Source organism: Ensifer sp. Root1252 (assembly GCF_001425885.1).
Classification (GTDB): Bacteria; Pseudomonadota; Alphaproteobacteria; order Rhizobiales; family Rhizobiaceae; genus Ensifer; species Ensifer canadensis.
This window is the reverse complement of the sequence record NZ_LMDT01000002.1, coordinates 61,169-86,299: the sequence shown is the minus strand read 5'-3', so window position 1 is coordinate 86,299 and position 25,131 is coordinate 61,169. Positions and strand designations below refer to the sequence as shown.

The following is a 25,131-nucleotide window of genomic DNA, read 5'->3' as shown; positions in this document are numbered from 1 at the left end:
TAGGCAGTGTCGACTACGAAATATTCACGGAATGATCGGTCGGCTCTATCCTTTGCAGGCGGTGAAGTAATCCTCCAGAACCGCATCGACGGCGGCAATCGCCAGGGCCTTTGCTTGCGGCGGCACCTGACCGTCTCGCACGCGCTCGTAACTGCCCGAAAGATACTGGCTGATCAGCGTCTCGGGGATGGTGACGCCATCGAGCAGGCGAAGAAGCTCTTCCACTGCAGTCGCGACCTTCGGGTGCGGCCAGTAATAGCGGATGCGGTCGCTGTAGGAGAAATGGCGCTGAACACGCAGCGCGTCGGGCGAGCCGTGATAATACTTGCCCCAGTTGCCCGGCTCCTCGCGCATGACCTCTTCGGTGACCTCGGCCAGCGTTTTGGATCGCGCATCGGGAAACAGGAACGCGGCGATCTGGTCGAGCCCGTAAAGCGCTTCACGCAATGCAAACGTGAGGCCGGGGCCGACCTTGAGGATGGCAAAACCATCCGTCACCAGATCACGAAGTGCTTCTTGCGTCTGGTAGTCGGTGGAATGCGCCTCGAAGACGAGGCCGTTTAGCTCGGCCAGGCTTGCGCTCAACTGAGCGGCCCTCGGCCGGTCATAGGCGATCACGTTCTCGTTGCCGAATTCGACGCCCGGCTGGACGACGGCGCCGACAACCCGGGAGAAGGCCTCACCGGCACCTGCATCGCTGAACGCCTGCCGATGAATATCGACGGTCTCGACGGCTGCTTCGGGTGCGGTAACTTCGAGCGTATCCAGTTCCTCGAGCGCGCCGCCGGGAACAGGCACCTCGGTGCCGATGATGTAGACCGGGGCGATGCCGTTACGTCCGCGGATGGCATCTTCGGCGGCGGCGGCAAGCCGCGCGGCACGCAACGCCGTCGTCGCATCGGGAAGGGCGACGGGTTCGCCGGCGCAGCCCATGCTGGTATCGAGATGCAGCTTGGTGAAGCCGGCCGCGGCATAGGCGCGGATCATCGCTTCCGCCTTGTCCATCGCCTCATCGGCCGGCAGATGTTTCCACGGGTTGGGGCCGAGATGGTCGCCGCCGAGGATGATGTTTTCGATCGGGAAGCCGGTCTTTGCGGCGATCTCCCCGACGAAACGGGTGAAATCGGCGGGCGTCATGCCGGTATATCCGCCGTCCTGATTGACCTGGTTGCAGGTCGCCTCGATCAAGAGATGGGTGTCTTCCCTAAGGGCACGCAGCATTGCGGCCTCGATGACCAGCGGATGCGCCGAGCAGATCGAAGGAATACCGCGCAGGCCCGGACGGTCGCGCCACTGGGCAATGTCGATCAGATAATTGGGTTTCATGGTCTTCAATCCTTTCGCGCGCTGATGAAGGCTTCGAGTTCTGCTCTCGTCGACGCGCCTTCCATCGGGCCGGAGATCATCACGGCGCGGGCGCCGGAGGCGTTGGCAAGCTCGAGCGCCTCGCTGGGGGAGGCGCCGTTCAGCCAGCAGGTGACGAAGGTGGCGCCGAAGCAGTCGCCCGCGCCGGTCGGATCGATCTCTTCGACCGGGAATCCGGGCAGGGAGAGCGTCGTTTCCGCATCGAAGTAGCTGGCGCCCTCGGCGCCGTGCTTGACGACGACGACCCGGATGCCGGAGGCGAGGAGTTCTGCGATGGCATCCGCCTCGCTTTTCGCTTGCGTGAAAAGGAAGAGTTCGGCTCCGCTCGGCAGGAACACGTCGGTCCTCTCAAGCACCGATCTCAGCGCGTCGCGCATCCCGGGGCTTTCGAGGATTTCCGCCCTGAGGTTGGGATCGAAGGAGACCGTGCCGCCGGCTGCCTTGACGATGTCGATTGCCGCCAGAATGCTTTCGACGACGCTCGGCGCGTAGAGCGACGATCCCATGACATGCATGTGGCTGCAGCTGCGAATGAGCGCGATCGCGTTCCCATCGAGACGAATGGTGCCGCAGGCGCTGTCACGGATGTTGAAGACGAAAGCCCGACTGCCGTCATGGCGGTAACGGACGAAGGCGCTGCCGGTGGTGGCGAGCGCATCGACCGCGATGCCGGAGACATCGACGCCGTCGGCTTCCAGTCGTGCGAGGTTGACGTGACCGAAATCGTCGCCGCCAACGCGCGAAATGATCGCGCTCGCCTGGCCGAGCTTGCCGACCTGGTCGATGAAGATGGCAGGCGCGCCTGAGGGGAAGGGGCCGACCAGCGGTGTCGCTTGCCGGAAGCCGTCACCCTTTTCGGTGGCGATGATCTCGACGAGAATTTCGCCGATCGTCAGTATCTTGTGCATGTGTGTCACTCGGGTCAGCGCTTTGCCTGTTTGGCGCGAACGTCGAGCCAAACGGCGACAAGGATCACGAGGCCCTTGACGATGAGCTGGTAGAAATAGGGGACGGAAAGCATGTTCATGCCGTTGTTCATCACACCGATGATGAGCGCGCCGATGAGCGTGCCGACCATGGTGCCAACACCGCCGGCAAGCGAGGTGCCGCCAAGAACGGCCGCAGCGATGGCATCGAGCTCATAGCTCATGCCGGCATTGGTCTGGGCGGAGAAGAGGCGCGAGGAAAGCAGCACGCCGCTAATGGCCGCCATGACGCCCGAGATCATGAAGATGATGATCTTGAGGCGATCGACCTTGATGCCCGAATAGATAGCCGCTTCGCGGTTGCCGCCGGTGAGATAGGCGCGGCGTCCGAAGCTCGTCTTGCTGAGAACGATCTGGTTGATGACGAAGAGCACGGCAACGACCCAGATGATGATGGGCAGGCCGAGGAAGCTTTCGGTGCCGATCGCCGTCCAAGTGGCGTTGTCGATCATTGCCGGCGCACCGTTGGTCGGCAGGCTGACGAGGCCGCGATAGATGCCCATGGTGGCGACGGTGACGATGAACGATGGCAGCAGGAGCTTTGCCGTCAAGACGCCGTTGAGCATGCCCATCAAGGCGCCTGCGGCTAGCGTCACGGCGAGTGCCGGGCCGAAGCCGAGCCCGAAGGCGAAACACTGTGCCCCGACCATGCCGGCGACTGCGATGATCGAGCCGACCGACAGGTCGATCTCACCGAGCAGGATCACCCAGGTCATGCCGAAGGCGGCAATAGCGATCACGGCCACCTGCTGCAGGATGTTCATGAAGTTGACGACCGACATGAACCGGGGATTGAGGAACGAGAAGATGATGCAGAGCATCACCAGCGAGAGAAAGATGCCGCCATATTGCTTCAAGGCCCTGACGAGGGCGGCCTGGGCTGCAGTTTGCTGGGTCATGATTGGAAACCTGTCGCGTGCGCCATGATCGTTTCGGGAGTGAGGTCGGTGCCGGCGAGGGTCGCGCCGAGCACGCCCTCATGCATGACGACGACGCGGTCGCTCATTCCGAGCACCTCCGGCAGCTCGGAGGAAATCAGCAGGATCGCCGTTCCTTCGGCCGCCAACTGGCGGATGATCTTGTAGATTTCGAATTTCGCGCCGACGTCGACGCCGCGGGTCGGCTCGTCGAGGATCAGCACCTTCGGCCGGGTCAGGAGCCATTTGGCGAGCACGATCTTCTGCTGGTTGCCGCCGCTGAGAGAGCCTGCCGGCGTGTCGAGCGAGCGCGTCTTGATGGCAAGCCTGCCGACCTCGGCTGCCGCTGCCTTGCGCTCGGCGCTGCCGCGGGTAAAGCCAAACGGGCCGGTGAAGTCAGGCAATGCCGCCATGGAAATGTTCCACTCGACGCTGTGCCCGAGCACGAGGCCTTCTTCCTTGCGGTTTTCGGTGACGAAGCCGATGCCGCGGGCAATCGCTTCGGCCGGCGAGCGGAAGCGAACCTCCTTGCCGTCGAGGCGAACCGTGCCGCTCGCGTTCTTCATGCCGAACAGTGCGTTCATCACTTCGGAGCGACCCGAGCCGACGAGGCCGAAGAAGCCGAGGATCTCGCCGGCGCCGACCGTGAAGGAAATATCGGCGAATTCCTCGTCGCGCGTCAGACGCTCGACCGCAAGGACCAGAGGCTGATCCGAAGTAATCTCCGTCGAGCGAACGTGGATTGGGGGCGGATAGATCTCCTCCATCCGACGGCCGACCATCAGCGCAATCAGCGCCTCGATCGTGACGTCGTTGCGATCGTGAGTGGAGACATACTCACCATCGCGGATGACGGTGATGTCGTCGCTGAGCCGCATGATCTCTTCCATGCGGTGGGAAATATAGATGACCGCGACGCCGCGGCTTTTCAGCCGGCCGATGATGTCGAACAGGATCTCGGCCTCGCTGTCGCTGAGCGACGAGGTCGGCTCGTCGAGAATGACGACCTTTGCCTCATGGCTGAGGCCCTTGGCGATCTCGACCAGCTGCCGCTGGGCGATCGAGAGATTGCCGACCTTCTCGGTGACGTCGATCGGCAGCCCGAGTTCAGCGACGATCGACCTTGCCCTGGCAACGAGCGCCTTATCGTTGATGAAGCCGAACTTGCGCGGCTCGCGCGTCGCCAGAATATTCTCCGCCACCGTCAGGTTGTTGCAGAGGCTCAATTCCTGGAACACGATCGCAAGCCCGAGCGCTGCTGCCTGCTGCGGGTTGGTGGGGCGATAGGGTTGATTGTCGAGGGTAATGTCGCCTGACGTCGCGCTGTGAACGCCGGCAAGAATTTTCATCAATGTCGATTTGCCGGCACCGTTTTCGCCGAGCAGCGTATGCACGCGGCCGCGGCGGACATCGAGCCGCATGCTCTTCAACGCGGCAACCTGCCCGAATGACTTCGTGACATTGCTGATCTTGAGAACGGTGTCCGTGGTCGAACCATGCATGGCGGCCTCCTTGGATCGCGCCGAGAAGCGCCTCCGGGCTGCAGCGCAACGTGTCTCATCAGACGCGCAAAGGTCGCTGTAGCACTTCGAATTGCTGCCCGTTTTTGTCGGCAGCAGGCGGAGGCGTTCGTCGTGTTGGTGCCGCCGCCCTCGGGCGGCGGCTGTCCTGGGAGGACTTACTTTGCGGTGTAGACGCCGGGCACGATCGGCTGTTCGGCCGGAACCTGTTCGCCGGCGGCAACCTTGACGGCAGTGTCGACGGCCTGCTTGCCCATCTGGTCGGGGAACTGCTGGATCACGCCGACCATCACCGGGTTGGTGTCGACAGCGTCGCGGGCTTCCTTCATGCCATCGAAGCCGATGACCTTGACCTGGGTTTCGAGGCCCGCCGCCTTGACGGCAACCGCTGCAGCAAGCGCTGCGTCATCACCGAAGCCGAAAATGCCGGTGATGTCAGGGTTGGCCTGCAGCATGTTCTGTGCCGCTGCGAGTGCCTCGGCGCGGGTGATGCCGGTCTGGATGGCGACGATTTCCATCTCCGGATGCTTGGCGATCGCTTCCTTGAAGCCGTTGACGCGGTTCACGACCGACTGGACGGTTGGGTAGTCGATAACGGCGACCTTGCCCTTGTTGTCGAGGACCTTTGCCATCAGTTCGCCAGCCTTGACGCCGCCGGTGAAATTATCGGTGCCGATATGCGAGGTGACGGTCGCGCCGTTGGCAGGCACGTCGACGGTGATCACCTTGATGCCGGCCTTCTCGGCCTTTTCGATCGCGGCGCGCACGCCCTGGCTGTCGACCGGCGAAATGACGATCACGTCAACGCCCTTGACGATGAAATCCTCGACGTCGGCGAGTTGCTTGTTGAGATCCTGGTTGGCAATCGCAACTTCGAGCGCGACGTTCTTCTCTTTCGCCTCGGCTTTCATCGCGTCGGCAAGCTCGATGTAGAACGGATGCTGCTGGGTCAAGAGCGAGGCGCCGATGCCTTCGGCCGATGCGGCGGAAGCAATCAGGATCAGTGCCGTGCCGGCGACAAGCGCCTTGAGAATACGGGGCATGTTCATGGGTTTCCTCCCTTGGAAACGATGTGGGCCTTTGGTCTTGGCGGCCAAGCAGGAGGGCCCTCCCATCACCGTCTTGGCGATGATGTAAAAACCATAAAACTTTGCGCGCGTCAATTTTTAAAAGTACGCGATGAAAAGATTAACAGGGTAACGCGAGAAATTTAGACGCCTCTCGCTTGAGTGGTCGGCAGGCCATTCGACGTTAGGCGGCCAAGGTAGGACCACAATGGCGCAACCGCATTCTCTGAAGAGGTTCCAAAAAGAACGGCACGGTGTCTGCAATTGGAAAAATGACGGGAACCTTTGGCGGAACCGTGCATCTAATGTTGCGGGAGGCTCGGACATGGCAGACATTCGAACAGGCGCGCTGGCGATCACGGACCCGACCGCGGATGTGGCACTGGCGCAAAGGGCGATCGCCGGTGACGGGCAGGCGTTCCTCGCGATCATGCAGGTTCACAACCAGCGCCTCTACCGCATTGCCCGAGGCGTCGTTCGAAACGACAGCGAAGCCGAAGACATCGTACAGGAAGCCTATGTGCTGGCCTTTGCGCATCTCGCAAGCTTTCGTGGCGAATCGTCGCTTGGAACCTGGCTGTCACGCATCGTCATCAACGAGGCGCTCGGACGGTTGCGACGGGGACGCCGCAAAGCCGACGCCCTGGGCTCGATCGGCGATGGCCGCGATGCGACGATCATCCAGTTCCCGCTGCCGGCAAGTGCCGATGATCCCGAACGCACGATGGCGCAGCGGCAGATCCTGCAACTCGTCGAACGGGCGACCGACAATCTGCCCGATATCTACAGAACGGTTTTCGTCGCGCGGGTGATAGAGGGGCTGAGCGTGGAGGAAACGGCTGATCTGCTTGGGTTACGCCCCGAGACGGTCAAGACACGGTTGCATCGGGCGCGGCAGCTGGTGCGCAAACAGTTGCATGAGCAGATCGGCCCGGTTTTGCTCGATGCTTTCCCCTTTGCCGGGCGGCGCTGTGCGCGGCTGACCGCGGCGGTCATGAAGCGGCTTGGCCTTTCCAGCTGACCGGCGGGAACCTTTGCGGGCAGGCGGCATCCAATGGATGTCAACTGCAAACAGGGTCCGCGCCCTGCGTGGAACAAGGAGGTTTCCATGAACATTCGGCCAATGACCGCGCTCGTCACGCTTTGCCTGCTCGGGCTTGTGATCCCGGCACAGGCAGCGGATAAGCCGACCGACCCACAGATCGCTCACATCGCCTATACGGCCGGAGTGATCGATGTGGAAAATGCCAAGCTTGCGATCTCGAAGTCCGGCAACAAGGACGTCGTTTCGTTTGCCGAAGATATGATGCGCGACCATGAGGCGGTGAATACGCAGGCGCTCGATCTCGTCAAGAAACTCAAGGTGACGCCGGAGGACAACGATACCAGCAAGGCGCTCTCGAAAGCAGCTGGCGACGAGCGCGCCAAGCTTGCCACGCTCGACGGCGCGAGCTTCGATAAAGCCTATGTCGACAATGAAGTCGCCTACCACAAGCAGGTGAACGGAGCCCTGGAGACCCTGCTCATTCCATCGGCCAGCAATGCCGAACTTAAGGCACTGCTTGAGACCGGCTTGAAGATCTTTCAGGGCCACCAGCAGCATGCAGAACATGTTGCCGCATCGCTGAAGTAGAGCGCGGCCATGCCATCCGGGTTTTATCTCGTTGCCGTTGCCGGGCTCCTGCTCGGCAATGGCGCTGTGGATGCTCAAGCAGAGACAATCCGCGTGACGATAGAAAAAATGGCGTTTGTTCCCGCAGAGGTCGAGGTACGCGTCGGCGACACGATCGAGTGGGTCAACAGGGACATCCTCGTCCATACAGCGACCGTGAAGGGTGGTTGGGAGGTGTTGATCCCGGCGAAGAAGACCGCAAGTCTCGTCGTGCGGGAGGCGGGGCAGATCGATTATTATTGCCGCTTTCATCCCAACATGAAGGGCCGCATTTTGGCGGCGACGCCATAGGCTATTTCCAGGAGAACTGGGAAGCGGTTTTGCGTCCGGAAATGCGTCAAAACAAGGCGGCGGAGAATTCCGCAACTTCGCCCGATGTGGAAACGGCCCGGCGTCGCAGGCGCCCGCAACGTCAGGTGGCTTGTCTTTGTCCGCCTTCGCTCCAGTTTCTCTTCTATAACAAAAAAACAGGTGCGATCATGATCAGAGAGCGCAAGGCGATGCTCGTTCGTGTCAGCGGAAGGGTGCAGGGCGTCAGCTTCCGCATTTGGGCCCGCCGCGAGGCCGAACGCCTGGGAGTGACCGGCTGGGTGCGCAACGAGCGCGACGGATCGGTGGCGGCGATGATCGTCGGCTCCGATGTTGCGCTCGCAAACATGGTCGAGCGGCTCTGGATGGGGCCGGCGGCTGCCTCGGTCGTCAGCGTCGAAACCGAACCGGTGGCCTTGCCCGATCCGGTGCAGGGGTTCCAGATCACTGGTTAGGTGATCGGAGATGCGGAGGGGCGTTGGTCTTAGGTGCGTCGCGAAGACGTCAGGGTGACTGAATTGGTCAGAGCGACTGGCGGTCAAGCCGATTGGTCGAGGCGACCGGCTTTTTTCTGGGCTCGTTCGGTCTCGACCCTGCCATAGGCGCGCAGGAAGGTCCTGACGGCGTTGCGGGCAGAGGTCTGCAATTGCTCCTCCGTTGGAGCTTCGCCAAAAGGACCGGCTATCTGCATGTCCGCCTTGATCAAGGCCAGGAATTGCCGAGCGGCCAAGTCGAGGTCGTCGATCTCAAGCGGGGCCGCGTGGGCAAGTCGAGCAAACAGTGCCGAGAGTGCCGCGCCGATCTTGCCCGGTCCCTGTTCGCGCCAGATCCTGATCAGCTCGGGATATCGCTCTCCCTCGGTCTCGACCAGCTTCTGGATGAACTTGCCGTCCTGATTGCAGATGCAGTTCCTGTTGAGGCGCACTGCAAAGGCAGTGAGGTCGTCCTCGAGATTGTCTGCCCGTTGCGGGAAGGTCGCGAGGATCGAGAACAGCGCGGCGTTGGTTCGGTCGAGGATATCCTGCACCACCGCCATGAACAGCGTCTCTTTTTCGCGGTAGTGATTGTAGATGGTCTGCCTGGAAACACAGGCTTCCGCGGCGATTTCGTCTATGCTGGCGCCGGAAAAGCCTTCGCGGCAGAAGACCTCTGCGGCGGCGTCGAGGATCGAGATGCGTTTGGCGCATTGACCCTTCTGGGTGGGGCCACCGGCGGTCGGCAAGGCGGCTTGTCGTTTTTTCATGATCCGACGATAGGACATGTTGACGGTTTGGACAATAGTGTCTAATTTGACATGTGTGTCCAAAATTATGGACCACATGGATGCGTCTCCCGGACGTTCGATCCTGGCACGACCGGCTCATTCCAGTTTCAATCCCGGCGGCAACGAATGCAGGCGCGCGTCCTCGTTCGTTTCGCGACCTCTGAAAGATCATCACCATGACGGCGTCCTTTCTACGCACTGCCATAGTCCTCGGTCTGATTTCAGCGATCGGGCCTTTCGCAATCGACATGTATCTCCCCGCGCTGCCGTCGATCGGCAAGGATCTCGCCGCAGAGACCGGTGTCGTGCAGCTTAGCCTGCTCGCCTTCTTCATTTCCTTTGCAATTTTCCAGCTCGTCTATGGCCCACTCTCGGATATGTGGGGCCGCAAGGCGCCGCTCTATCTCGGCATCGGCCTGTTCGCGCTGGCCAGCATCGGCTGCGCGCTCGCGACCGATATCGAAACGCTCATCGCCTTCCGCTTCCTGCAAGGTATTGGCGGTGCCGCCGGCATGGTCATTCCGCGCGCCATCGTTCGTGACATGCACACCGGCGTTCAGGCGGCACGCCTGATGTCGCTGCTGATGCTGGTGTTCAGCATCTCGCCGATCCTGGCGCCTCTGACTGGCAGCGCCGTCATCGAGTTCTACGGCTGGCGCGGCGTTTTCTGTGCCGTCATGATCGCAGCCTTCATCGGCCTGATCCTGCTGTCGACCCAATTGGCTGAGACCCGTCCGAAGAAGGACAGGGCAGACAGCAATTTCGGCAGCGCGATTGCCGCCTACCGGCTGCTTCTGAGCGACCGGAACTTCCTGACGCTCACCTTCATCGGTGGCCTCGGCATTTCGAGCTTCCTCGTCTACCTCGCAAATTCGCCCTTCGTGCTGATCGATCATTATGGCCTGACGCCGACGCAATACAGCTTCGCCTTCTCGATCAACGCGGTATCGTTCTTCGCGGTCTCGCAGGCGACCGGTTGGCTTGGCGTTCGTTTCGGTCTCGTGCGTGTCATGCAGCTTGCCGTCGCCGGCTTTGCCTTGACCATGGCCAGCATGTTCATTCTCATGAGCCTCGGCTTCAACCAGTTGCCGGTCATGGCGGCATTCCTGTTCGTCGGCTACGGCGCGCTCGGTCTGGTCATCCCGACCTCCGCGGTGCTGGCGCTTGAGGATCACGGCGAGATTGCCGGTACTGCATCGGCGCTGATGGGGACATTGCATTTCGTCACGGCGGCTGTCGCCATGATCGTTGCTGCCGTCTTCTTCGATGGGACAGCACTGCCGATGGCCGCGGGCATCGCCATCTGCGCGGTCAGCGCGTTCCTGCTGACGCAGGCAACCATCGGCCGCAGCCGCGTTGTGCCGGCGGAGTAACATAACCTCGCTTCGGAGGGTGGAAACAGTACGGCCGGTGAAGACCTTCTCGTCTTCACCGGCCGTTTTGCTATTGGCCTGCAGTCGAACGCAGCATGCCCCTCAAAAATCCCAGTCTTCGTCTTCTGTCGCGACCGCCTTGCCGATGACATAGGATGAGCCTGAACCGGAGAAGAAGTCGTGGTTCTCGTCGGCATTCGGAGACAGGGCCGACAGAATCGCCGGATTGACCTTGCAGGCATCGGCCGGGAACAGCGCCTCATATCCGAGGTTCATCAGCGCCTTGTTGGCGTTGTAGTGCAGGAACTTCTTCACGTCCTCGGTCAGGCCGACGCTGTCGTAAAGCGATTCGGTATATTTCGCCTCGTTGTCGTAGAGTTCGAGCAGCAGGTCGAAGGCAAAATCCTTCATCTCCTGCCGACGCTCGTTACTCAGCCGCTCCAGGCCCTTCTGGAACTTGTAGCCGATGTAGTAGCCGTGCACCGCTTCGTCGCGGATGATGAGGCGGATCATGTCGGCAGTGTTGGTCAGCTTGGCGCGGCTCGACCAATACATCGGCAGATAGAAGCCGGAGTAGAACAGGAAGCTCTCGAGGAAGACGCTGGCGATCTTGCGCTTCAGCGGATCCGTGGTGCGATACTGCTCGAGAATGAGCGCCGACTTCTTCTGGAGATGTTCGTTCTCCTCCGACCAGCGATAGGCGTCATCGACATCAGGTGTCGAGCAAAGCGTCGAAAAGATCGAGGAATAGGAACGGGCATGCACCGCTTCCATGAAGGAGATGTTGGAATAAACCGCTTCCTCATGGGGCGTGATCGAATCCGCCATCAGTGTCGGTGCGCCGATGCTCGTCTGGATCGTGTCGAGCAGGGTCAGGCCCGTGAACACACGGATCGTCAGCTGCTGCTCTTCCGGCCGCAACGCCGCCCAGGAGGGAATGTCGTTGGAAAGCGGCACCTTTTCCGGCAGCCAGAAATTGCCGGTGAGCCGGTTCCAGACCTCAAGGTCCTTGTCGTCCTCGATACGGTTCCAGTTGATGGCGCGCACGGCTTGCGAGCCCTTGGGCGCCTTGGTCTTCAGTTGGATGTTCATCTTGTTCCCCGGAGTATCAAAGCGCGCAGGAAACGCAGCCCTGCACTTCCGTGCCGGACAGCGCCATCTGACGAAGGCGGATGTAGTAGATCGTCTTGATGCCCTTCTTCCAGGCATGGATCTGCGCGCGGTTGATGTCGCGGGTCGTTGCCGTGTCCTTGAAGAACAAGGTCAGCGAAAGCCCCTGGTCGACATGCTGGGTCGCAGCCGCATAGGTGTCGATGATCTTCTCCGGACCGATCTCATAGGCATCCTGGTAGTAGTCGAGATTGTCGTTGGTCATGAAGGCCGCGGGATAATAGACGCGGCCGATCTTGCCTTCCTTGCGGATCTCGATCTTCGAGACGATCGGGTGGATCGAGGAGGTCGAATGGTTGATATAGGAGATTGAGCCGGTCGGCGGCACCGCCTGCAGGTTCTGGTTGTAGAGGCCGGATGTCATCACCGCCTGCTTGAGTTCCAGCCAGTCTTCCTGCGTCGGGATATCGATGCCTGCGGTTTCGAACAGTTCGCGCACCCGCTCGGTCGCCGGCTTCCATTCCTGTTCGGTGTACTTGTCGAAATAGTCGCCCGAGGCGTATTTCGAGTTCTCGAAGCCCTTGAAGCTCGACCCGCGTTCGACGGCGATGCGGTTGGAGGCGCGGATGGCGTGGTAGGTCACCGTGTAGAAGTAGATGTTGGTGAAATCGACGCCTTCGTCCGAACCGTAATAGACCCGTTCGCGGGCGAGATAGCCGTGCAGGTTCATCTGGCCGAGGCCGATCGCATGGCTGTCGTCATTGCCCTTCTCGACGGAGGGAACCGAGGCGATATGGCTCATGTCGGAGACCGCGGTCAGCGCCCGGATCGATGTCTCGATCGTCTTGCCGAAATCGGACGAATCCATCGCGGCGGCGATATTCAGCGAGCCGAGATTGCAGGAGATGTCCTTGCCCAGGTGCTTGTAGGACAGGTCGTCATTGTACTCGCTGGCTTCGCTGACCTGGAGGATTTCTGAGCAGAGGTTGCTCATGGTGATGCGGCCGGCGATCGGGTTGGCGCGGTTCACCGTGTCTTCGAACATGATGTAGGGATAGCCCGACTCGAACTGGATTTCGGCCAGCACCTGGAAGAACTCGCGCGCCTTGATCTTCTTCTTGCGGATCCGGCTGTCGGCGACCATTTCCCGATATTTTTCCGTGACCGAGATGTCGGTGAAGGCAACGCCGTAGACGCGCTCCACGTCATAGGGCGAGAACAGGTACATGTCCTCGTTGTTCTTGGCGAGTTCGAAGGTGATGTCGGGAACGACGACGCCCAGCGACAGCGTCTTGATACGGATCTTCTCGTCGGCGTTCTCCCGCTTGGTGTCGAGGAAACGCATGATGTCGGGGTGGTGGGCGTTGAGATAGACGGCGCCGGCACCCTGGCGGGCGCCAAGCTGGTTGGCGTAGGAGAACGAATCCTCCAGCAGCTTCATCACGGGAATGATGCCGGACGACTGGTTTTCGATCTGCTTGATCGGGGCGCCGGCCTCGCGGATGTTGGTAAGCGACAGCGCCACGCCGCCGCCGCGCTTCGACAATTGTAGCGCCGAATTAATGCCGCGCGCGATCGATTCCATGTTGTCCTCGACCCTCAGCAGAAAGCAGGAGACGAGCTCGCCGCGCTGCTTTTTGCCGGCGTTGAGGAAGGTCGGGGTCGCCGGTTGGAAGCGACCGGAGATGATCTCGTCGACCATGTCGCGCGCCAGCGCCTCGTCGTCGCGCGCCAGCGTCAGCGCCACCATGCAGACCCGGTCCTCGTAGCGCTCGAGGTAGCGCTTCCCGTCGAAGGTCTTCAGCGTGTAGCTGGTGTAATATTTGAAGGCGCCGAGAAAGGTCGGGAAACGGAACTTCTTGTCATAGGCGTGATCGAACAGGTCGCGCACGAAGTTGAACGAATACTGGTCGAGAACCTCCTGCTCGTAGTAGCCCTCGGTGACGAGGTAATCGAGTTTTTCGCGCAGGTTATGGAAGAACACGGTGTTCTGGTTGACGTGCTGCAGGAAGTACTGCTTTGCCGCCAACCGGTCCTTGTCGAGCTGGATCCGGCCGTCCTCGTCATAGAGGTTCAGCATGGCGTTCAGCGCGTGGTAATCGAGCGCCGATTCCGTCGCCTTCAAGGGGCGTTCGAGTGTTGAGACGTCCAAAATCGTTCCATCCCGTTTTTGACATTGGCGACGTCCTCATCGGTTCCCAACAGTTCGAACCGGTAGAGATAGGGCACCTGGCACTTGGCCGAGATCACGTCGCCGGCGATCCCGTAGGTCGCGCCGAAATTGCTGTTGCCCGCGGCAATCACGCCGCGGATGTGGGAGCGGTTGTCCGCATCGTTGAGAAAGCGGATCACCTGTTTGGGCACGGCGCCCCGGCCGTCGTCGCCGCAATAGGTCGGGACGACGAGCACATAGGGTTCGTGCACGTCGAGCGGCGCGTCGGCCGCGCTGACGGGAATGCGTCTGGCGCGCAGGCCGAGCTTGCCGACGAAGCGATGGGTGTTTTCCGAGCGGGTGGAAAAATAGACGATCAGCCCCATCGCGCCGTACCTCGGCTTCAGGACAGTGCGCTGATCTTGTCGGGGCGGAAGCCTGCCCAGTGCTCCGGACCGGCGATGACGACGGGAACCTGCATGTAGCCAAGGCCCTTGACCGTCTCGAACGCGTCCTGGTCGACCGAAATGTCGATCACCTCGTAATTGACGCCCTGGCGGTCGAGCGCGCGATAGGTTGCGGTGCACTGGACGCAGGCGGGCTTGCTGTAGACGGTGACGTTCATTTCTTCCTCGTTTGGTCGGCTGGATCTGGGCATGAAAAGGCATGCGGATACGCACAAGCGATCCGGCGAAATGCAGGACTGGCAGGATGACCGCTTGCTCGGGTCGAGAAGACCCGGGCGCGGTTGTTCGTCAGATTCGCGGCTTCCCGCGCCTCTTCATTGGCGAATGATAGGAATTCGATGACGCGGACATGACTTCACCCCGAAGTTGAAGACGGCGCTTCCGGGGAGACGTCGAGACGATCAGGCAGGTTTCATCCTGCCCCATGCACACCTCTGACCTCTCCGGACACCCCGCCCGTGGACGTTTATCGATCGAGGCAGGTCTCCTGGCTCACGGGTCGGTGCTTCTGTCCGGACCTTCCCGAAGCATCATGCTTCAGTGGCCGAATGCTGGACAGTTGCTCGCCGTTTACAGTTGCGGGGGCAGCCACGGCTTAGCCAAGCGAAATCGCTACGACGGCACCGTATTCCCATCTTCGCTCCCAATCCTTGCGAATCGGGAGAACCTCGAACACTAGATATAGTATATGTCGGGAAAATTGCGTCAATAGGTTCCATGTCGAAGCCACCTGGGAGGCGGACAATATTTTTTCGGGTGTGGATAGCGGGGAGTAAACGACAAGTGTCGGCGAAGCCTGTGGATGGAGAGCCGTCATTGACAGCTCTGCTGAAATCCTCAAGCCGCGAAGGCGGGAACAGGACGATTGTCCCCGTCGACTGCCACCATGATGAAGGCGCCATGGGCAGTCAGGGTCTGTTTCGCTCCCGTCAAATCCTCTGACCACAATTCGACATCGACCGTCGTCGAGCTCCGTCCGGTGCGCACAATCCTGGCGACAAGCTCGATGATCGAGCCAACGGTGATCCGGTGCTTGAAATCGATGCGCTGGCAGGAGGCGAGCACTGTCGTCTTGCGGCTCGCCCGTGTCGCCGCGCCGAAGGCGGCCTTGGTCATCTGCGCCAGCGCGTCGCCGCCAAACATGGCGCCGAAGCTGTTGGCCTGATCCGGAAAGACGATATCGACCATGCGCACGGCATCGTCTTTTGGCGCTCCGATCGCATCGGTGTCGAGAGAAGGCAACGACCAGCCGGCGCCCTTGCCCTCCGGCATCGCGACCATGGTGAACTGGCCGCGGGCGCACAGATCGCGGGTGCCGGCCGTCAGATCTTCCGCGATCATATCGACTTCGACGACCATCGAACGCCGCCCGACCCGGATCGGGCGGCCGCTGCAGCTGACGATATGGCCGATGTGGGCGGGGCCGCGGAAGTCGACGCGATCGCAGGAGGCGGTGACGAAGGGAACGCGGCCGTGGCGCGTGGCGACGATGAAGGCGGTCCGGTCCATGAGTGCGAGGCCCGCACGGCCGAAGAGCGTGCCGTGGTGATTGGTGTCGCCGGGAAAGACGATGTCGATCAAGGTGGCGGGCGCCGGGGTTTCCCCCGGCGCCTTCTCGATATTGCTATCGTCCGTCATGCGTTTGCGGCCTCTTGCCGGCCGGCAGTGAAGGATTGGCGCAGCGTTTGCGCCGCCGCGACCATGTTGACGAGCGCCGGGCGAACTTCCTCCCACCGCCTTGTTTTCAGCCCACAATCCGGATTGACCCAGATCTGCGCCGGCGTCAGACCGTCGGTCGCCTGTTCGATCAGATGCACCATCTCGTTGACAGTGGGTACCCGCGGCGAGTGGATGTCGTAGACGCCGGGGCCGATCTCGTTCGGATAGGCCTGATCGATAAAGGCGCCGAGCAGCTCCATCTTCGAGCGCGAGGTTTCGATGGAGATGACATCGGCATCCATTGCCGCAATCGCCGCCATGATGTCGTTGAACTCCGAGTAGCACATGTGGGTGTGGATCTGGGTTTCGTCACCGACGCCGGAGGCGCTGATGCGGAAGCACTCGACCGCCCAGTCGAGATAGGCCTTTCGATCGGCCTGTCTCAGTGGCAGTCCCTCGCGCAGCGCCGGTTCGTCGATCTGGATCACGGCGATACCGGCCGTTTCCAGGTCGGTGACTTCGTCGCGCAGCGCCAGTGCGATCTGCCGGCATACGATCGACCGGGGCAGGTCGTCGCGCACGAACGACCATTGCAGCATCGTCACCGGGCCGGTGAGCATGCCCTTCATCGGCTTGTCCGTCAGCGACTGCGCATAGGTTGCCCAATCGACCGTCATCGGGTTCGGGCGCGAGACATCGCCGAAGATGATCGGCGGGCGTACGTAGCGCGAGCCGTAGCTCTGCACCCAACCGCTCTGAGTGAACCCATAGCCGGAGAGCTGCTCGCCGAAATACTGCACCATGTCGTTGCGCTCGAATTCGCCGTGCACCAGCACCTCGATGCCGATTTCCTCCTGCCAGCGCACGGCCTTCTCCGTCTCCTGGCGCAGGTAGGCGAGGTAGTCGACATAGCTGAGCTCGCCCTTGGCATGCAGCGATCGTGCCTGGCGCACCTCTGACGTCTGCGGGAAGGAGCCGATCGTCGTCGTCGGGAAGAGCGGCAGTGCCAGCCTGTCTTCCTGCCGCCGCCGGCGCGTTGCAAAACTCGATTGACGGCGGCTGTCTGCTGCCGTCAGGTTCTTCAAGCGTCCGGCAACGAGTGGATCGTGGACCTTGAGCGAGGTCAGCCGTGCCTCGACCGCAGCAATCGATTTTGCAAAGACCTGCTCGGGATTGGCCAGGCCCGGCTCGAATGCGCGGGCAAGCAGGCTGAGTTCGTCCAGCTTCTGCAGGGCGAAGGCAAGCCAGGAGACGAGCTCCGGATCGAGCGCTCGTTCGAGATCGAGGTCGATTGGCACATGCAGCAGCGAGCACGATGGTGCAAGCTCGATACGATCGCGGCCATGCGCCTCGATCAACGGCTGCAGCCGGCGGAAGAGGCCGGCAAGATCGGTACGCCACACATTGCGGCCATCGACGACGCCGAGCGACAGCACAAGCTGTGCCGGTACCGTCTGAAGTAGCAAGTCGAGCTGTTGCGGCGCCCGCACGAGGTCGACATGCAGCCCGGCAACCGGCAGCGAAAGGGCTGTCGGCATGTTGTCACTGACCGCGCCGAAATAGGTCGCGAGCATGATTTTCAACTGCGGAAGTTCCGAGGCGAACGTCTGGTAGGTCAGCGCCAGCGCCTGGCGTTCCCGCTCAGTGAGATCGAGCACCAGGCATGGCTCGTCGATCTGCACCCATTCGACGCCGGCTTCCCCAAGCTCGGTGAGAAGCTTCGTATAAACAGGCAGCAGCCGCTCGATCAGATTGATGGTGTCGAATCCGCCGGCAAGCGCCTTGCCCAGTTTCAGGAAGGTGACGGGGCCGAGGACGACAGGGCGGGTGACATGCCCGAGCGCCTTGGCTTCGAGGAAGGCGTCAAGCGGCGCATTGCTCGTCAGCTCGAAGCGCTGATCCTCCGCGAATTCCGGAACCGTGTAGTGGTAGTTCGTGTCGAACCACTTGGTCATCTCCGGCGCCTGGTTGCCCCCGTCGGGCCCGCCATGCGTGCAACCGGACGCGCAGGCGGCAGTCGTCGAACCGCGCGCCATGGCGAAATAGGCGTCGAGGTCGACCGGGCCGCCCTTCCAGCCATAGGCCGGTGGCACCGCACCAACCAGCACTGATGTGTCGAGAACCTGGTCGTAAAGCGAGAAGTCGTTCGATGGAATGATCTGGATCCCACGCGCCTTTTGCGCGGCCCAGTTTTCGGCCCGCAGCCTGGCGGCGACGTCGAGCAGGTCCTGTCTCTCGATCTTGCCGGCCCAATAACGCTCCAGCGCGAACTTCAGTTCACGGTGGCTGCCGATACGTGGAAAGCCGAGATTGGCTGTCTTGATTGTCATTTCCTTACCCCGAAGGTTGTGGGCAAGGCTTTGAATGCGACGCATCCACGACCGAGACTGGCTCGCTCGTCAAGGCGACACATCGGACACCCCGCCCGTGGACGTTATCTATCGCGGCAGGTCTCCTGGCTTGCGGGTCAACACGAACCGTCCCGTCTTCCCGAGGCGTCTCCCTCAGTGACATCATTGGACGACCGCTCGCCGCTTACAGTTGCGGGGGCAGCTCCGGCATGAGCGCCTTGCAGCGCCGCACCGAATTCCCTCTTAGCTCCGGCCTGTCGTCAGACGAGCCGCAGAACCACGATTGTTCGACAATGCCCCGCAAAGTCGACGGCGTCAATCGTATAAAGAAATGTTTATGTCTTTATTTTCTCCATTCGGCCGAGGTCGAAAGCTTGTCGCGAGGGCGGCGACGCGACTTCATCATTTGGCGTCTGCGGCGAAAGGGCACCGCCCGGATCAGAGCCCGCTACGTGCTGCCACGGATCAGCAACATCGCCCGCGCGCGCCCGGATGCTGTCATTGTCTCGCGTCAGGCCGATGTCCCTCAGTTGGAACTCGCTGAATGTATCGATGGTCGTCGTGGCGTCGGCAGCTCTCTTGGCCGAAGTCCAGACGTGGAGGATGATCGATCGCAGTGCGCTAAGCATTGCTAACCCCTTCAGTTCTGTGGTGATGTGTTCGCGAGAAAATTGAGGATTTTGGTGGTTTCGCGCAAAGCGATTTCTCGCATGCTGCCATAAAGAATGCTTATCTCACTTCATGAGCAAGATTCCCCCCATGAGTGCGGTGCGCGCGTTCGAGGCCGCAGCCAGGCACTTGAGTTTCACCCGCGCGGCGCAGGAGCTCGGCATGACGCAAGCCGCTGTCAGCTATCAAATCCGACTGCTGGAGGACCGCACCGGCACGCCGCTGTTTGTCCGTCTGCCGCGGGAAGTGCGCTTGACGGCTGCCGGACGGCAGCTTGCGCCGAAGGTGACCGAGGCGCTCGATCTACTGGGTACGGCGTTCTCCGAGATTGCCGACAAGACCGAGCATCACCTGCACATCTCGGTACTGCCAACCGTCGTCTCAAGTTGGCTTGGTTCCAGGCTCGCCTCGTTTCAGACAGCCCATCCAAACATCAGCATTCGCGTGCACATGTCCACGGAGCTGATCGACTTCAAGCGCGATGCGATTGATCTCGTGGTGCGCAGCGGCAACGGCGACTGGTCGGGCAATGAAGTGTTTCCTCTTTTCCCGATCGAATACATGCCCGTCTGTACGCCGACGTTCCTGGAAAAACATCAGCTGAAGGATCCGGCCGACGTTCTCACGGTGAGGCGCTTCGGCAACGCCAGCTGGTGGCGGCGCTGGATGACCGAAGCGGGCGTGGAACCGCCGGCCAGCAATGGCACTGAGCTGATCTTCGACGTCCAGGCAATGGATGTGGCCACCACATTGCTCGATCATGGCATTGCCATGGTCGTCTCCACCTTTGTGATTGAGGAGCTTCGCAGCGGAAAACTCGTCCGGCCGTTCAACCATGTGGTCAGGGATGGCCGTGCCTATTGGCTGGTCTATCCGCAAAGCCACCGGCGGCAGAACAAGATCCAGGTGTTTCGCGAGTGGATCATTGCCGAAGCCGCCACATCGAACGCGCAGCTGGCCGCCGTGGCCGGAGAGCTTCCCTCGGTACGGTCTCAAGCCGAGATCGGTGCGAGCGCGCTCATAAGACCTGAATAGGATTTGCTGAGCGGCGGAGCATAGGAGCCGCGCTTGCTGGTCGTCAGTCCTTGCGACACCAACGCCTCGGCCTGCTTGACGGCTGCCGATACGCCATCAATGACCGGAACGCCGTATTCGGCTTGAAGTGCGCGCGCAAGATCGGCCATCCCGGCGCAGCCAAGCACGATCGCCTCGGCGCCGTCCTCAACGAGCGCCAGCTCGATTTCGCATCGCAGCTTCGCCAACGCGGGCGAAGCCTTGTCCTCAAGCTGCAGCACCGGGATGTCCGCAGCGCGAACCTTCGTCCGGGCACTCATCCCATAGCGTATGACCAGGTTCTCGATAAGCACACGCGACCGCTCGAGTGTGGTTACGACGGTGAAACGCTGAGCAAGCATGGCGGCCGTCGCCACAGCGGATTCGCAAAGCCCGACCACGGGGATGCGGGCAAGCGCGCGGGCTGCTTCCAGACCAGTATCGTCGAAGCATGCGATGACGGCGGCGTTGGCGCCTGCCGCTTCGCCGTCCCGGATTTCGGTGAGCACGCCCGGAAGCGCGATCGCGCCATCATAGTGGCCTTCGATCGAAGCCGGTCCGGACTTGGACGTCCTCGCGATGATCTCCGTGTTCGGGCCCGCGACGGCGCGGGCTGCGGCCGCCGCCTTCTCGGTCATGGATAGGGTGGTGTTCGGATTGACGATCAGAATGCGCATCGAACCTAGCTCATTTTTACCTGCCGCCGACGAAGCGTCAGAATGACGGCAAGCGCGACGAGGATGGTGGTGAAGGAGAAGAGCGTCGTGACCGTGCCCAGCGCGTAAAGCACCGGCGTCGTCACATTGGTGGTCATTCCGTAGATTTCCAATGGCAGGGTGTTGTAGCTGCCCGAGGTCATCAGTGTACGGGCGAACTCGTCGTAGGAAAGGGTGAAGCCGAAGAGGCCGACCCCGATCAGGCTCGGCGCTATCATCGGCAGCACCACATGCCGAAACGTCTGCCACGGGGTGGCGCCGAGATCGCGGGCCGCCTCTTCATAGGCCGGCGAAAAGCGGTTGAAGACGGCAAACATGATCAAGACGCCAAAGGGTAGGGTCCAGGTAAGATGTGCGCCGAAGCCGGAGGAATACCAGGCGGGCTTCAGGCCAAACTGCTGGAAGACGACACCGATCCCGAGCGAGATGATGATCGAGGGCACGACCAGGCTGGCAACGGTCAGGTAGAAGAGGGCCGTCGCCCCCTTGAAGCGGTGGCGAAAGGCAAGGCCGGCGAGGAGCGCCACGACGACGTTGACCACCATCACCATCAGTCCCAGCGTGAATGAGCGGCGGAAGGACGCGCCGAAGTCGCCGACCGCCTGTTTCTCGAAGAGATTGTAGAACCAGTGCAGCGATAGTCCGTTCAACGGAAATGTGAGACCGCCATTCGGCCCCTGAAAGGACAGGATCAGCACCGCCGACAACGGCCCGTAGAGAAACAGCACGAACAGGGCGAAGAAGCCCGCGAGCAGGTAGAATTCAAGGGTGCGCCGCTCATGGTTCATCTCAGAGTTCCTTTCGGATATCAACGACCCGAAGGATCGCGGCGACCATCAGGAGCACGACGATCAGCAGCACTACCGCATTGGCGGCCGCAGCCGGATATTGCAGCAGTGACATCTGGTTCTTCATCATCAGCGCGACCGAAGCGCTCTGTCCGCCCGACATAACTTGAACCGTCGAGAAGTCGGCCATGACGAGGGTGACGACGAAGATCGAGCCGATGGCGATGCCGGGCTTGGCGAGTGGCAGGATGACGTTCCAGAGCACTTGCCGGCCGCTGGCGCCGCAGTCGCGCGCCGCTTCGATCAGCGAACGGTCAATGCGCATCAGCGTGTTGAAGATCGGCGTCACCATGAAGAGCGTATTGAGGTGAACCATGGCAAGCACGACAGCAAAATCGGAATAGAGCAGCCACTCGATCGGTTGCGGAATGATGCCGAGGTCGATCAGCGTCGAATTGACGAGGCCATTGCGTCCAAGCACCGGGATCCAGGAGATCATGCGGATGATGTTCGAGGTTAGAAACGGCACGGTGCAGATGAGGAAGAGCACCATCTGCATGGTCGTCGTGCGCACGTGGAATGCGAGGAAATAGGCGGCCCAGAAGCCGATCAAGAGTGTGAGGCACCAGACGAGGGCGGTGAATTTCAACGTGTTGAGATAGGTCTTCCACGTCACCCACGAACCGAGCGTGTCGACATAGTTCATGGTCAGGAAGTCCGGATAAAGCCCGGCAAAGTCGTAGTCCCAGAAGCTGACGACAAGAACCGTCAGGATCGGCAGCACGAAGAAGAACCCGAGAATGAGGATGAGAGGCAGCGCCTGCAGATAGGCGCCCAGCCTTTGCAGCCAAGCACGGACACTGCTGGGTCTACCGGCCAAGGCCCCCGATGGCTGCGAAATTGCCACTACCGCCATTGTTCATCCTCTCGCGTTGCTCGTCAGGTTCCGCTCGCTGCGGGCGGCCCCATTCGAGGGCGCGCCGCAGCGAGGGCGTTTCGTCTGCCTCAAGCCGCGATGAACTCGTTCCAGCGCTTGATCATGTAGCGATCCTCATCCATGACCGAGTTCCAGCAGGCGACCTTGCCCATGCGGTCTTCGAAGGAGCCGCCATCGCGCACGGCACCGGCCTTCTCCATGACCTTGCCCTCCGGCGAGAGGATATCGCCCTTTGCCGGCTTGCCCTCGACCCAGTAACCCCACTCGTCCTCGGACATGAAGCCCTTGGCCGTGTCCATGGCGGCCGAATAGTAGCCCTGACGGTTGAGATAGGCGCCGACCCAGCCCGACAGGTACCAGTTGATGTATTCATAGGCCGCGTCGAGCTGGGCGCCCTGGAGATGAGCGGCAAGGCCGAGGCCGCCACCCCAGGCGCGATAGCCTTCCTTGAGCGGCTGGTATTTGCACGCGATCCCCTTCGAGCGGACGGCGGCGACGGCCGGTGACCACATGGACTGGATCACCACTTCACCGGAGGCCATCAGGTTGACGCTCTCGTCGAAGGATTTCCAGAAAGCGCGGAACTGACCGTCCTGCTTGGCCTTAATGAGGAAGTCGATCGTCTGGTCGATCTCATCCGTCGTCATGTTGCCCTTGTCGGCATATTTGACGTTGCCCAAGGCTTCCATGATCATGGCGGCATCCATGATGCCGATTGACGGGATGTTGAGGATCGCGGCCTTGCCCTTGAAGGCCGGATCCATGATGTCGGCCCAGCTCGTGATGTCGCGGCCGACGAGATCCGGGCGGATGCCGAGGGTATCGGCATTGTAGATCGTCGGAATGAGCGTCATCCACTGGGTCGGCGACTTCGCGAAGGTCCTGGAAGCCTGCGCCTCGACAAAGCCGACGGTGTGCGGGGCGGTGCCTTGGGCGATAATGCTTTCGGGCTTCAGCTTGCCGTCGATGAACAGCGGGACGATCTTGTCGTAGTACTTGATTTTCGAGACATCCATCGGCTGCATCACTCCGGCCGGGAAGACCTTCTTGGCGATCCAGTATTCGATGTCGGCGATGTCGTAGGAATCGGGCTGCGTCACTGCCCGCTGGGCCGCGGCGTCCGAATCCGTCGCAGTCATTTCCAGTGTGATGCCGAGATCCTGTTTGCACTTCTCGGCAATGGCATTGATGTTGGAAACGCCGGTGCCGAACTGGCGCAGCGTGATCGGGTTTTGCGCCCAGATCGTCGGAAAGCCGGTGATCGCCCCGGACCCGGCAATCGCGCCGATTGCCGCCGCACCGGTCTTGAGCAGCGTGCGTCGGGACAGGCCCTCCTTCGAGGTCTTCGGTGTAGTTTCATTCGTCATGCGCAGTTCCCCTTTTTTTGATGGTTGGTCACTCATGCTGAAAGGCGACCGAGGGGGACGACATCCTCCAGGGCCCAGCTCAGGGACACCGCGTCGCCGACCGACACGGTTTTGTTGAAATAGTCGGCATCGCTGACGATCACTGTGAAGTCGTCGCTGCCGGCGCCACTGACGGTCAACTTCACCGAAGCGCCGCGATATTCGATGTTGGAGACCACCGCCTGAAAACCGAGGGTCTTTTCCGAGGCAGGCTCGAGGCGAACGCGGTCGGTGCGGATGCCGATGTCGATTGGCGCACCGATTTCCTGTGCGATGTCGCGAACGGCAAACCTCGGGCCACCGGCCGCCTCCATCTCGACGATCCCGTCACGGATGGCGCTCACTCGGCCCGAAAGCACATTGTGGTCGCCCATGAACCGGGCGACGAAGGCGGTTGCCGGCTGCTCGAAGACGATACGTGGCGCTGCCGCCTGCTCGATGCGGCCATCGTTCATCACCACGATCAGGTCGGCCAAAGCCATGGCCTCTTCCTGGCTGTGCGTGACATGGACGAAGGTGATGCCCAGCGTTTTCTGCAGCTTCTTCAGCTCTGCCCGCATGCGGATCTTGAGGAATGGATCGAGCGCCGACAATGGCTCATCGAGCAGCAGAGCTTCCGGTTCGGTGATCAAGGCGCGTGCGAGTGCCACCCGCTGCTGCTGTCCGCCCGAAAGCTGCGCCGGCCGACGGCCGGCATAGGCCTCCATCTGCATCAGCCTCAACATGGCCAGCGCCTTGGCCCGGCGTGTTTCCTTGTCGACGCCCTTCATCTTCAAGCTGAAGGCGACATTGTCGACGAGGTCGAGATGAGGAAACAGGGCGTAGGACTGGAACATCATCGCCGTATTGCGGCGGGCCGGCGGGAAATCGGTCACGACGACATGGCCGAGACGAAGGTCGCCGGACGAAATGCTCTCGTGGCCGGCAATCATGCGCAACGTGGATGTCTTCCCGCAGCCCGACGGCCCGAGAAAACAGCAGTAGCTGCCTGCGGGGATCTTGAGGCTGATGGCGTGCACGGCGGTTGTCGCGCCGTAGATCTTGGAAACAGATACGATATCGATTTCGGCGGCTTTCGGCATGATGGCTTCTCCTGATGACAGGGAAGAAGCATCAAACGTGCCAATCTCGTGCGGCGACGATAACTCTATATTTTCGTTTAGGAATCTAGTGTCACCGCCGAATCCGCAGTATCCGGCGCAACAACCTTCTGCTCACGAAATGAGCTTTTGTCGTCAATATTCGCCAATTATTGTATACGATCATGTGAATTTTTGAGCACAGGCACCACGCGCCTTTTGGCGAGAAGCCAGTCCGTTTTTCCTCCACCCGCCATCACGGTCGCGCATG

At 61.2% G+C, this 25,131-nt stretch carries 23 protein-coding genes, 1 pseudogene and 2 riboswitches; of the genes and pseudogenes, 6 read left to right on the top strand and 18 right to left on the bottom strand.

Annotation, left to right across the window (positions count from 1 at the left end):
- Positions 1-45 precede the first annotated feature (45 nt).
- The 5 genes from ASD02_RS04905 to ASD02_RS04885 form a co-directional block, all read right to left on the bottom strand.
- Positions 46-1,326, bottom strand: coding sequence for a D-tagatose-bisphosphate aldolase, class II, non-catalytic subunit (locus tag ASD02_RS04905; protein WP_025429330.1), 1,281 nt, complete (start codon positions 1,324-1,326; stop codon positions 46-48).
- Between the two features lie 5 nt (positions 1,327-1,331).
- Positions 1,332-2,273, bottom strand: coding sequence for a sugar kinase (locus ASD02_RS04900; RefSeq protein ID WP_057221911.1), 942 nt, complete (start codon positions 2,271-2,273; stop codon positions 1,332-1,334).
- 14 nt (positions 2,274-2,287) lie between these two features.
- Positions 2,288-3,250, bottom strand: a complete 963-nt coding sequence (locus tag ASD02_RS04895; RefSeq protein ID WP_057221910.1) for an ABC transporter permease — start codon at positions 3,248-3,250, stop codon at positions 2,288-2,290.
- A complete protein-coding gene (locus tag ASD02_RS04890) occupies positions 3,247-4,770 on the bottom strand; it encodes a sugar ABC transporter ATP-binding protein (RefSeq protein ID WP_057221909.1) in 1,524 nt (507 codons plus the stop codon). Before ASD02_RS04890 ends, ASD02_RS04895 begins: the two co-directional genes overlap by 4 nt.
- 176 nt (positions 4,771-4,946) lie before the next feature.
- The gene (locus ASD02_RS04885) at positions 4,947-5,837 is read right to left on the bottom strand and encodes a substrate-binding domain-containing protein (RefSeq protein ID WP_057219224.1); all 891 of its coding nucleotides are present in this window, start codon (positions 5,835-5,837) and stop codon (positions 4,947-4,949) included.
- 343 nt (positions 5,838-6,180) lie between these two features.
- On the opposite strand from ASD02_RS04885, the gene ASD02_RS04880 reads away from it, so the two are divergent.
- The 4 genes from ASD02_RS04880 (at position 6,181) to ASD02_RS04865 (ending at position 8,291) form a co-directional block, all read left to right on the top strand.
- Positions 6,181-6,876, top strand: coding sequence for an RNA polymerase sigma factor (locus tag ASD02_RS04880; RefSeq protein ID WP_025429325.1), 696 nt, complete (start codon positions 6,181-6,183; stop codon positions 6,874-6,876).
- Positions 6,877-6,978: 102 nt separating this feature from the next.
- Entirely contained in the window at positions 6,979-7,488 is a 510-nt protein-coding gene (locus ASD02_RS04875; protein ID WP_244494174.1) for a DUF4142 domain-containing protein, read from the top strand.
- Between the two features lie 9 nt (positions 7,489-7,497).
- Positions 7,498-7,818 (top strand): cupredoxin family copper-binding protein, encoded by a 321-nt coding sequence (locus ASD02_RS04870; protein ID WP_057221908.1) that lies wholly within the window; start codon positions 7,498-7,500, stop codon positions 7,816-7,818.
- A gap of 188 nt (positions 7,819-8,006) precedes the next feature.
- Positions 8,007-8,291, top strand: a complete 285-nt coding sequence (locus ASD02_RS04865; protein ID WP_057221945.1) for an acylphosphatase — start codon at positions 8,007-8,009, stop codon at positions 8,289-8,291.
- 83 nt (positions 8,292-8,374) lie between these two features.
- On the opposite strand, the gene ASD02_RS04860 is transcribed toward ASD02_RS04865, so the two are convergent.
- Positions 8,375-9,079, bottom strand: a complete 705-nt coding sequence (locus ASD02_RS04860) for a TetR/AcrR family transcriptional regulator (protein ID WP_057210106.1) — start codon at positions 9,077-9,079, stop codon at positions 8,375-8,377.
- A 197-nt stretch (positions 9,080-9,276) separates the two neighbouring features.
- Here ASD02_RS04860 and ASD02_RS04855 point away from each other — a divergent pair, with 197 nt between their 5' ends.
- Positions 9,277-10,473 (top strand): multidrug effflux MFS transporter, encoded by a 1,197-nt coding sequence (locus tag ASD02_RS04855; RefSeq protein WP_057221907.1) that lies wholly within the window; start codon positions 9,277-9,279, stop codon positions 10,471-10,473.
- Between the two features lie 102 nt (positions 10,474-10,575).
- Here ASD02_RS04855 and nrdF read toward each other — a convergent pair whose 3' ends face one another.
- The 7 genes from nrdF to ASD02_RS04820 form a co-directional block, all read right to left on the bottom strand.
- Positions 10,576-11,565, bottom strand: coding sequence for a class 1b ribonucleoside-diphosphate reductase subunit beta (nrdF, locus tag ASD02_RS04850; RefSeq protein ID WP_057221906.1), 990 nt, complete (start codon positions 11,563-11,565; stop codon positions 10,576-10,578).
- A 16-nt stretch (positions 11,566-11,581) separates the two neighbouring features.
- The gene (nrdE, locus tag ASD02_RS04845; RefSeq protein ID WP_057221905.1) at positions 11,582-13,735 is read right to left on the bottom strand and encodes a class 1b ribonucleoside-diphosphate reductase subunit alpha; all 2,154 of its coding nucleotides are present in this window, start codon (positions 13,733-13,735) and stop codon (positions 11,582-11,584) included.
- On the bottom strand, positions 13,705-14,121 hold the full coding sequence (gene nrdI / locus ASD02_RS04840) for a class Ib ribonucleoside-diphosphate reductase assembly flavoprotein NrdI (protein ID WP_057209889.1): 417 nt from the start codon (positions 14,119-14,121) through the stop codon (positions 13,705-13,707). Before nrdI ends, nrdE begins: the two co-directional genes overlap by 31 nt.
- A 17-nt stretch (positions 14,122-14,138) precedes the next feature.
- Positions 14,139-14,360: a glutaredoxin-like protein NrdH gene (gene nrdH / locus ASD02_RS04835; RefSeq protein WP_025429316.1), complete on the bottom strand. Its 222-nt coding sequence runs from the start codon at positions 14,358-14,360 to the stop codon at positions 14,139-14,141.
- 301 nt (positions 14,361-14,661) lie between these two features.
- A riboswitch (cobalamin riboswitch) is annotated at positions 14,662-14,888 on the bottom strand.
- 151 nt (positions 14,889-15,039) lie between these two features.
- Positions 15,040-15,840, bottom strand: coding sequence for a hotdog domain-containing protein (locus ASD02_RS04830; protein ID WP_057221904.1), 801 nt, complete (start codon positions 15,838-15,840; stop codon positions 15,040-15,042).
- Entirely contained in the window at positions 15,837-18,191 is a 2,355-nt protein-coding gene (gene metE, locus ASD02_RS04825) for a 5-methyltetrahydropteroyltriglutamate--homocysteine S-methyltransferase (protein ID WP_057221903.1), read from the bottom strand. The genes ASD02_RS04830 and metE overlap by 4 nt, the downstream gene beginning before the upstream one ends.
- A gap of 97 nt (positions 18,192-18,288) precedes the next feature.
- Positions 18,289-18,509, bottom strand: a riboswitch (cobalamin riboswitch).
- A gap of 38 nt (positions 18,510-18,547) precedes the next feature.
- Positions 18,548-18,841, bottom strand: a complete 294-nt coding sequence (locus tag ASD02_RS04820; RefSeq protein WP_057209887.1) for a hypothetical protein — start codon at positions 18,839-18,841, stop codon at positions 18,548-18,550.
- A 130-nt stretch (positions 18,842-18,971) separates the two neighbouring features.
- Here ASD02_RS04820 and ASD02_RS04815 point away from each other — a divergent pair, with 130 nt between their 5' ends.
- Entirely contained in the window at positions 18,972-19,916 is a 945-nt protein-coding gene (locus tag ASD02_RS04815; RefSeq protein ID WP_057209885.1) for a LysR substrate-binding domain-containing protein, read from the top strand.
- Here the strand turns inward: ASD02_RS04815 and ASD02_RS04810 are convergent.
- From ASD02_RS04810 to ASD02_RS04790, 5 genes and pseudogenes are all read right to left on the bottom strand, one after another.
- On the bottom strand, positions 19,874-20,611 hold the full coding sequence (locus ASD02_RS04810; RefSeq protein ID WP_057221902.1) for an aspartate/glutamate racemase family protein: 738 nt from the start codon (positions 20,609-20,611) through the stop codon (positions 19,874-19,876). The two genes, ASD02_RS04815 and ASD02_RS04810, sit on opposite strands and share 43 nt — an antisense overlap.
- Before the next feature lie 5 nt (positions 20,612-20,616).
- Positions 20,617-21,438, bottom strand: a complete 822-nt coding sequence (locus tag ASD02_RS04805; protein ID WP_025429311.1) for an ABC transporter permease — start codon at positions 21,436-21,438, stop codon at positions 20,617-20,619.
- 1 nt (position 21,439) lies between these two features.
- A pseudogene (locus ASD02_RS04800) lies at positions 21,440-22,270 on the bottom strand (ABC transporter permease); the annotation flags it as partial.
- A 173-nt stretch (positions 22,271-22,443) separates the two neighbouring features.
- Positions 22,444-23,742, bottom strand: a complete 1,299-nt coding sequence (locus ASD02_RS04795) for a PotD/PotF family extracellular solute-binding protein (protein WP_057209879.1) — start codon at positions 23,740-23,742, stop codon at positions 22,444-22,446.
- A 32-nt stretch (positions 23,743-23,774) separates the two neighbouring features.
- Positions 23,775-24,863, bottom strand: a complete 1,089-nt coding sequence (locus ASD02_RS04790) for an ABC transporter ATP-binding protein (RefSeq protein ID WP_057221900.1) — start codon at positions 24,861-24,863, stop codon at positions 23,775-23,777.
- Positions 24,864-25,131 lie beyond the last annotated feature (268 nt).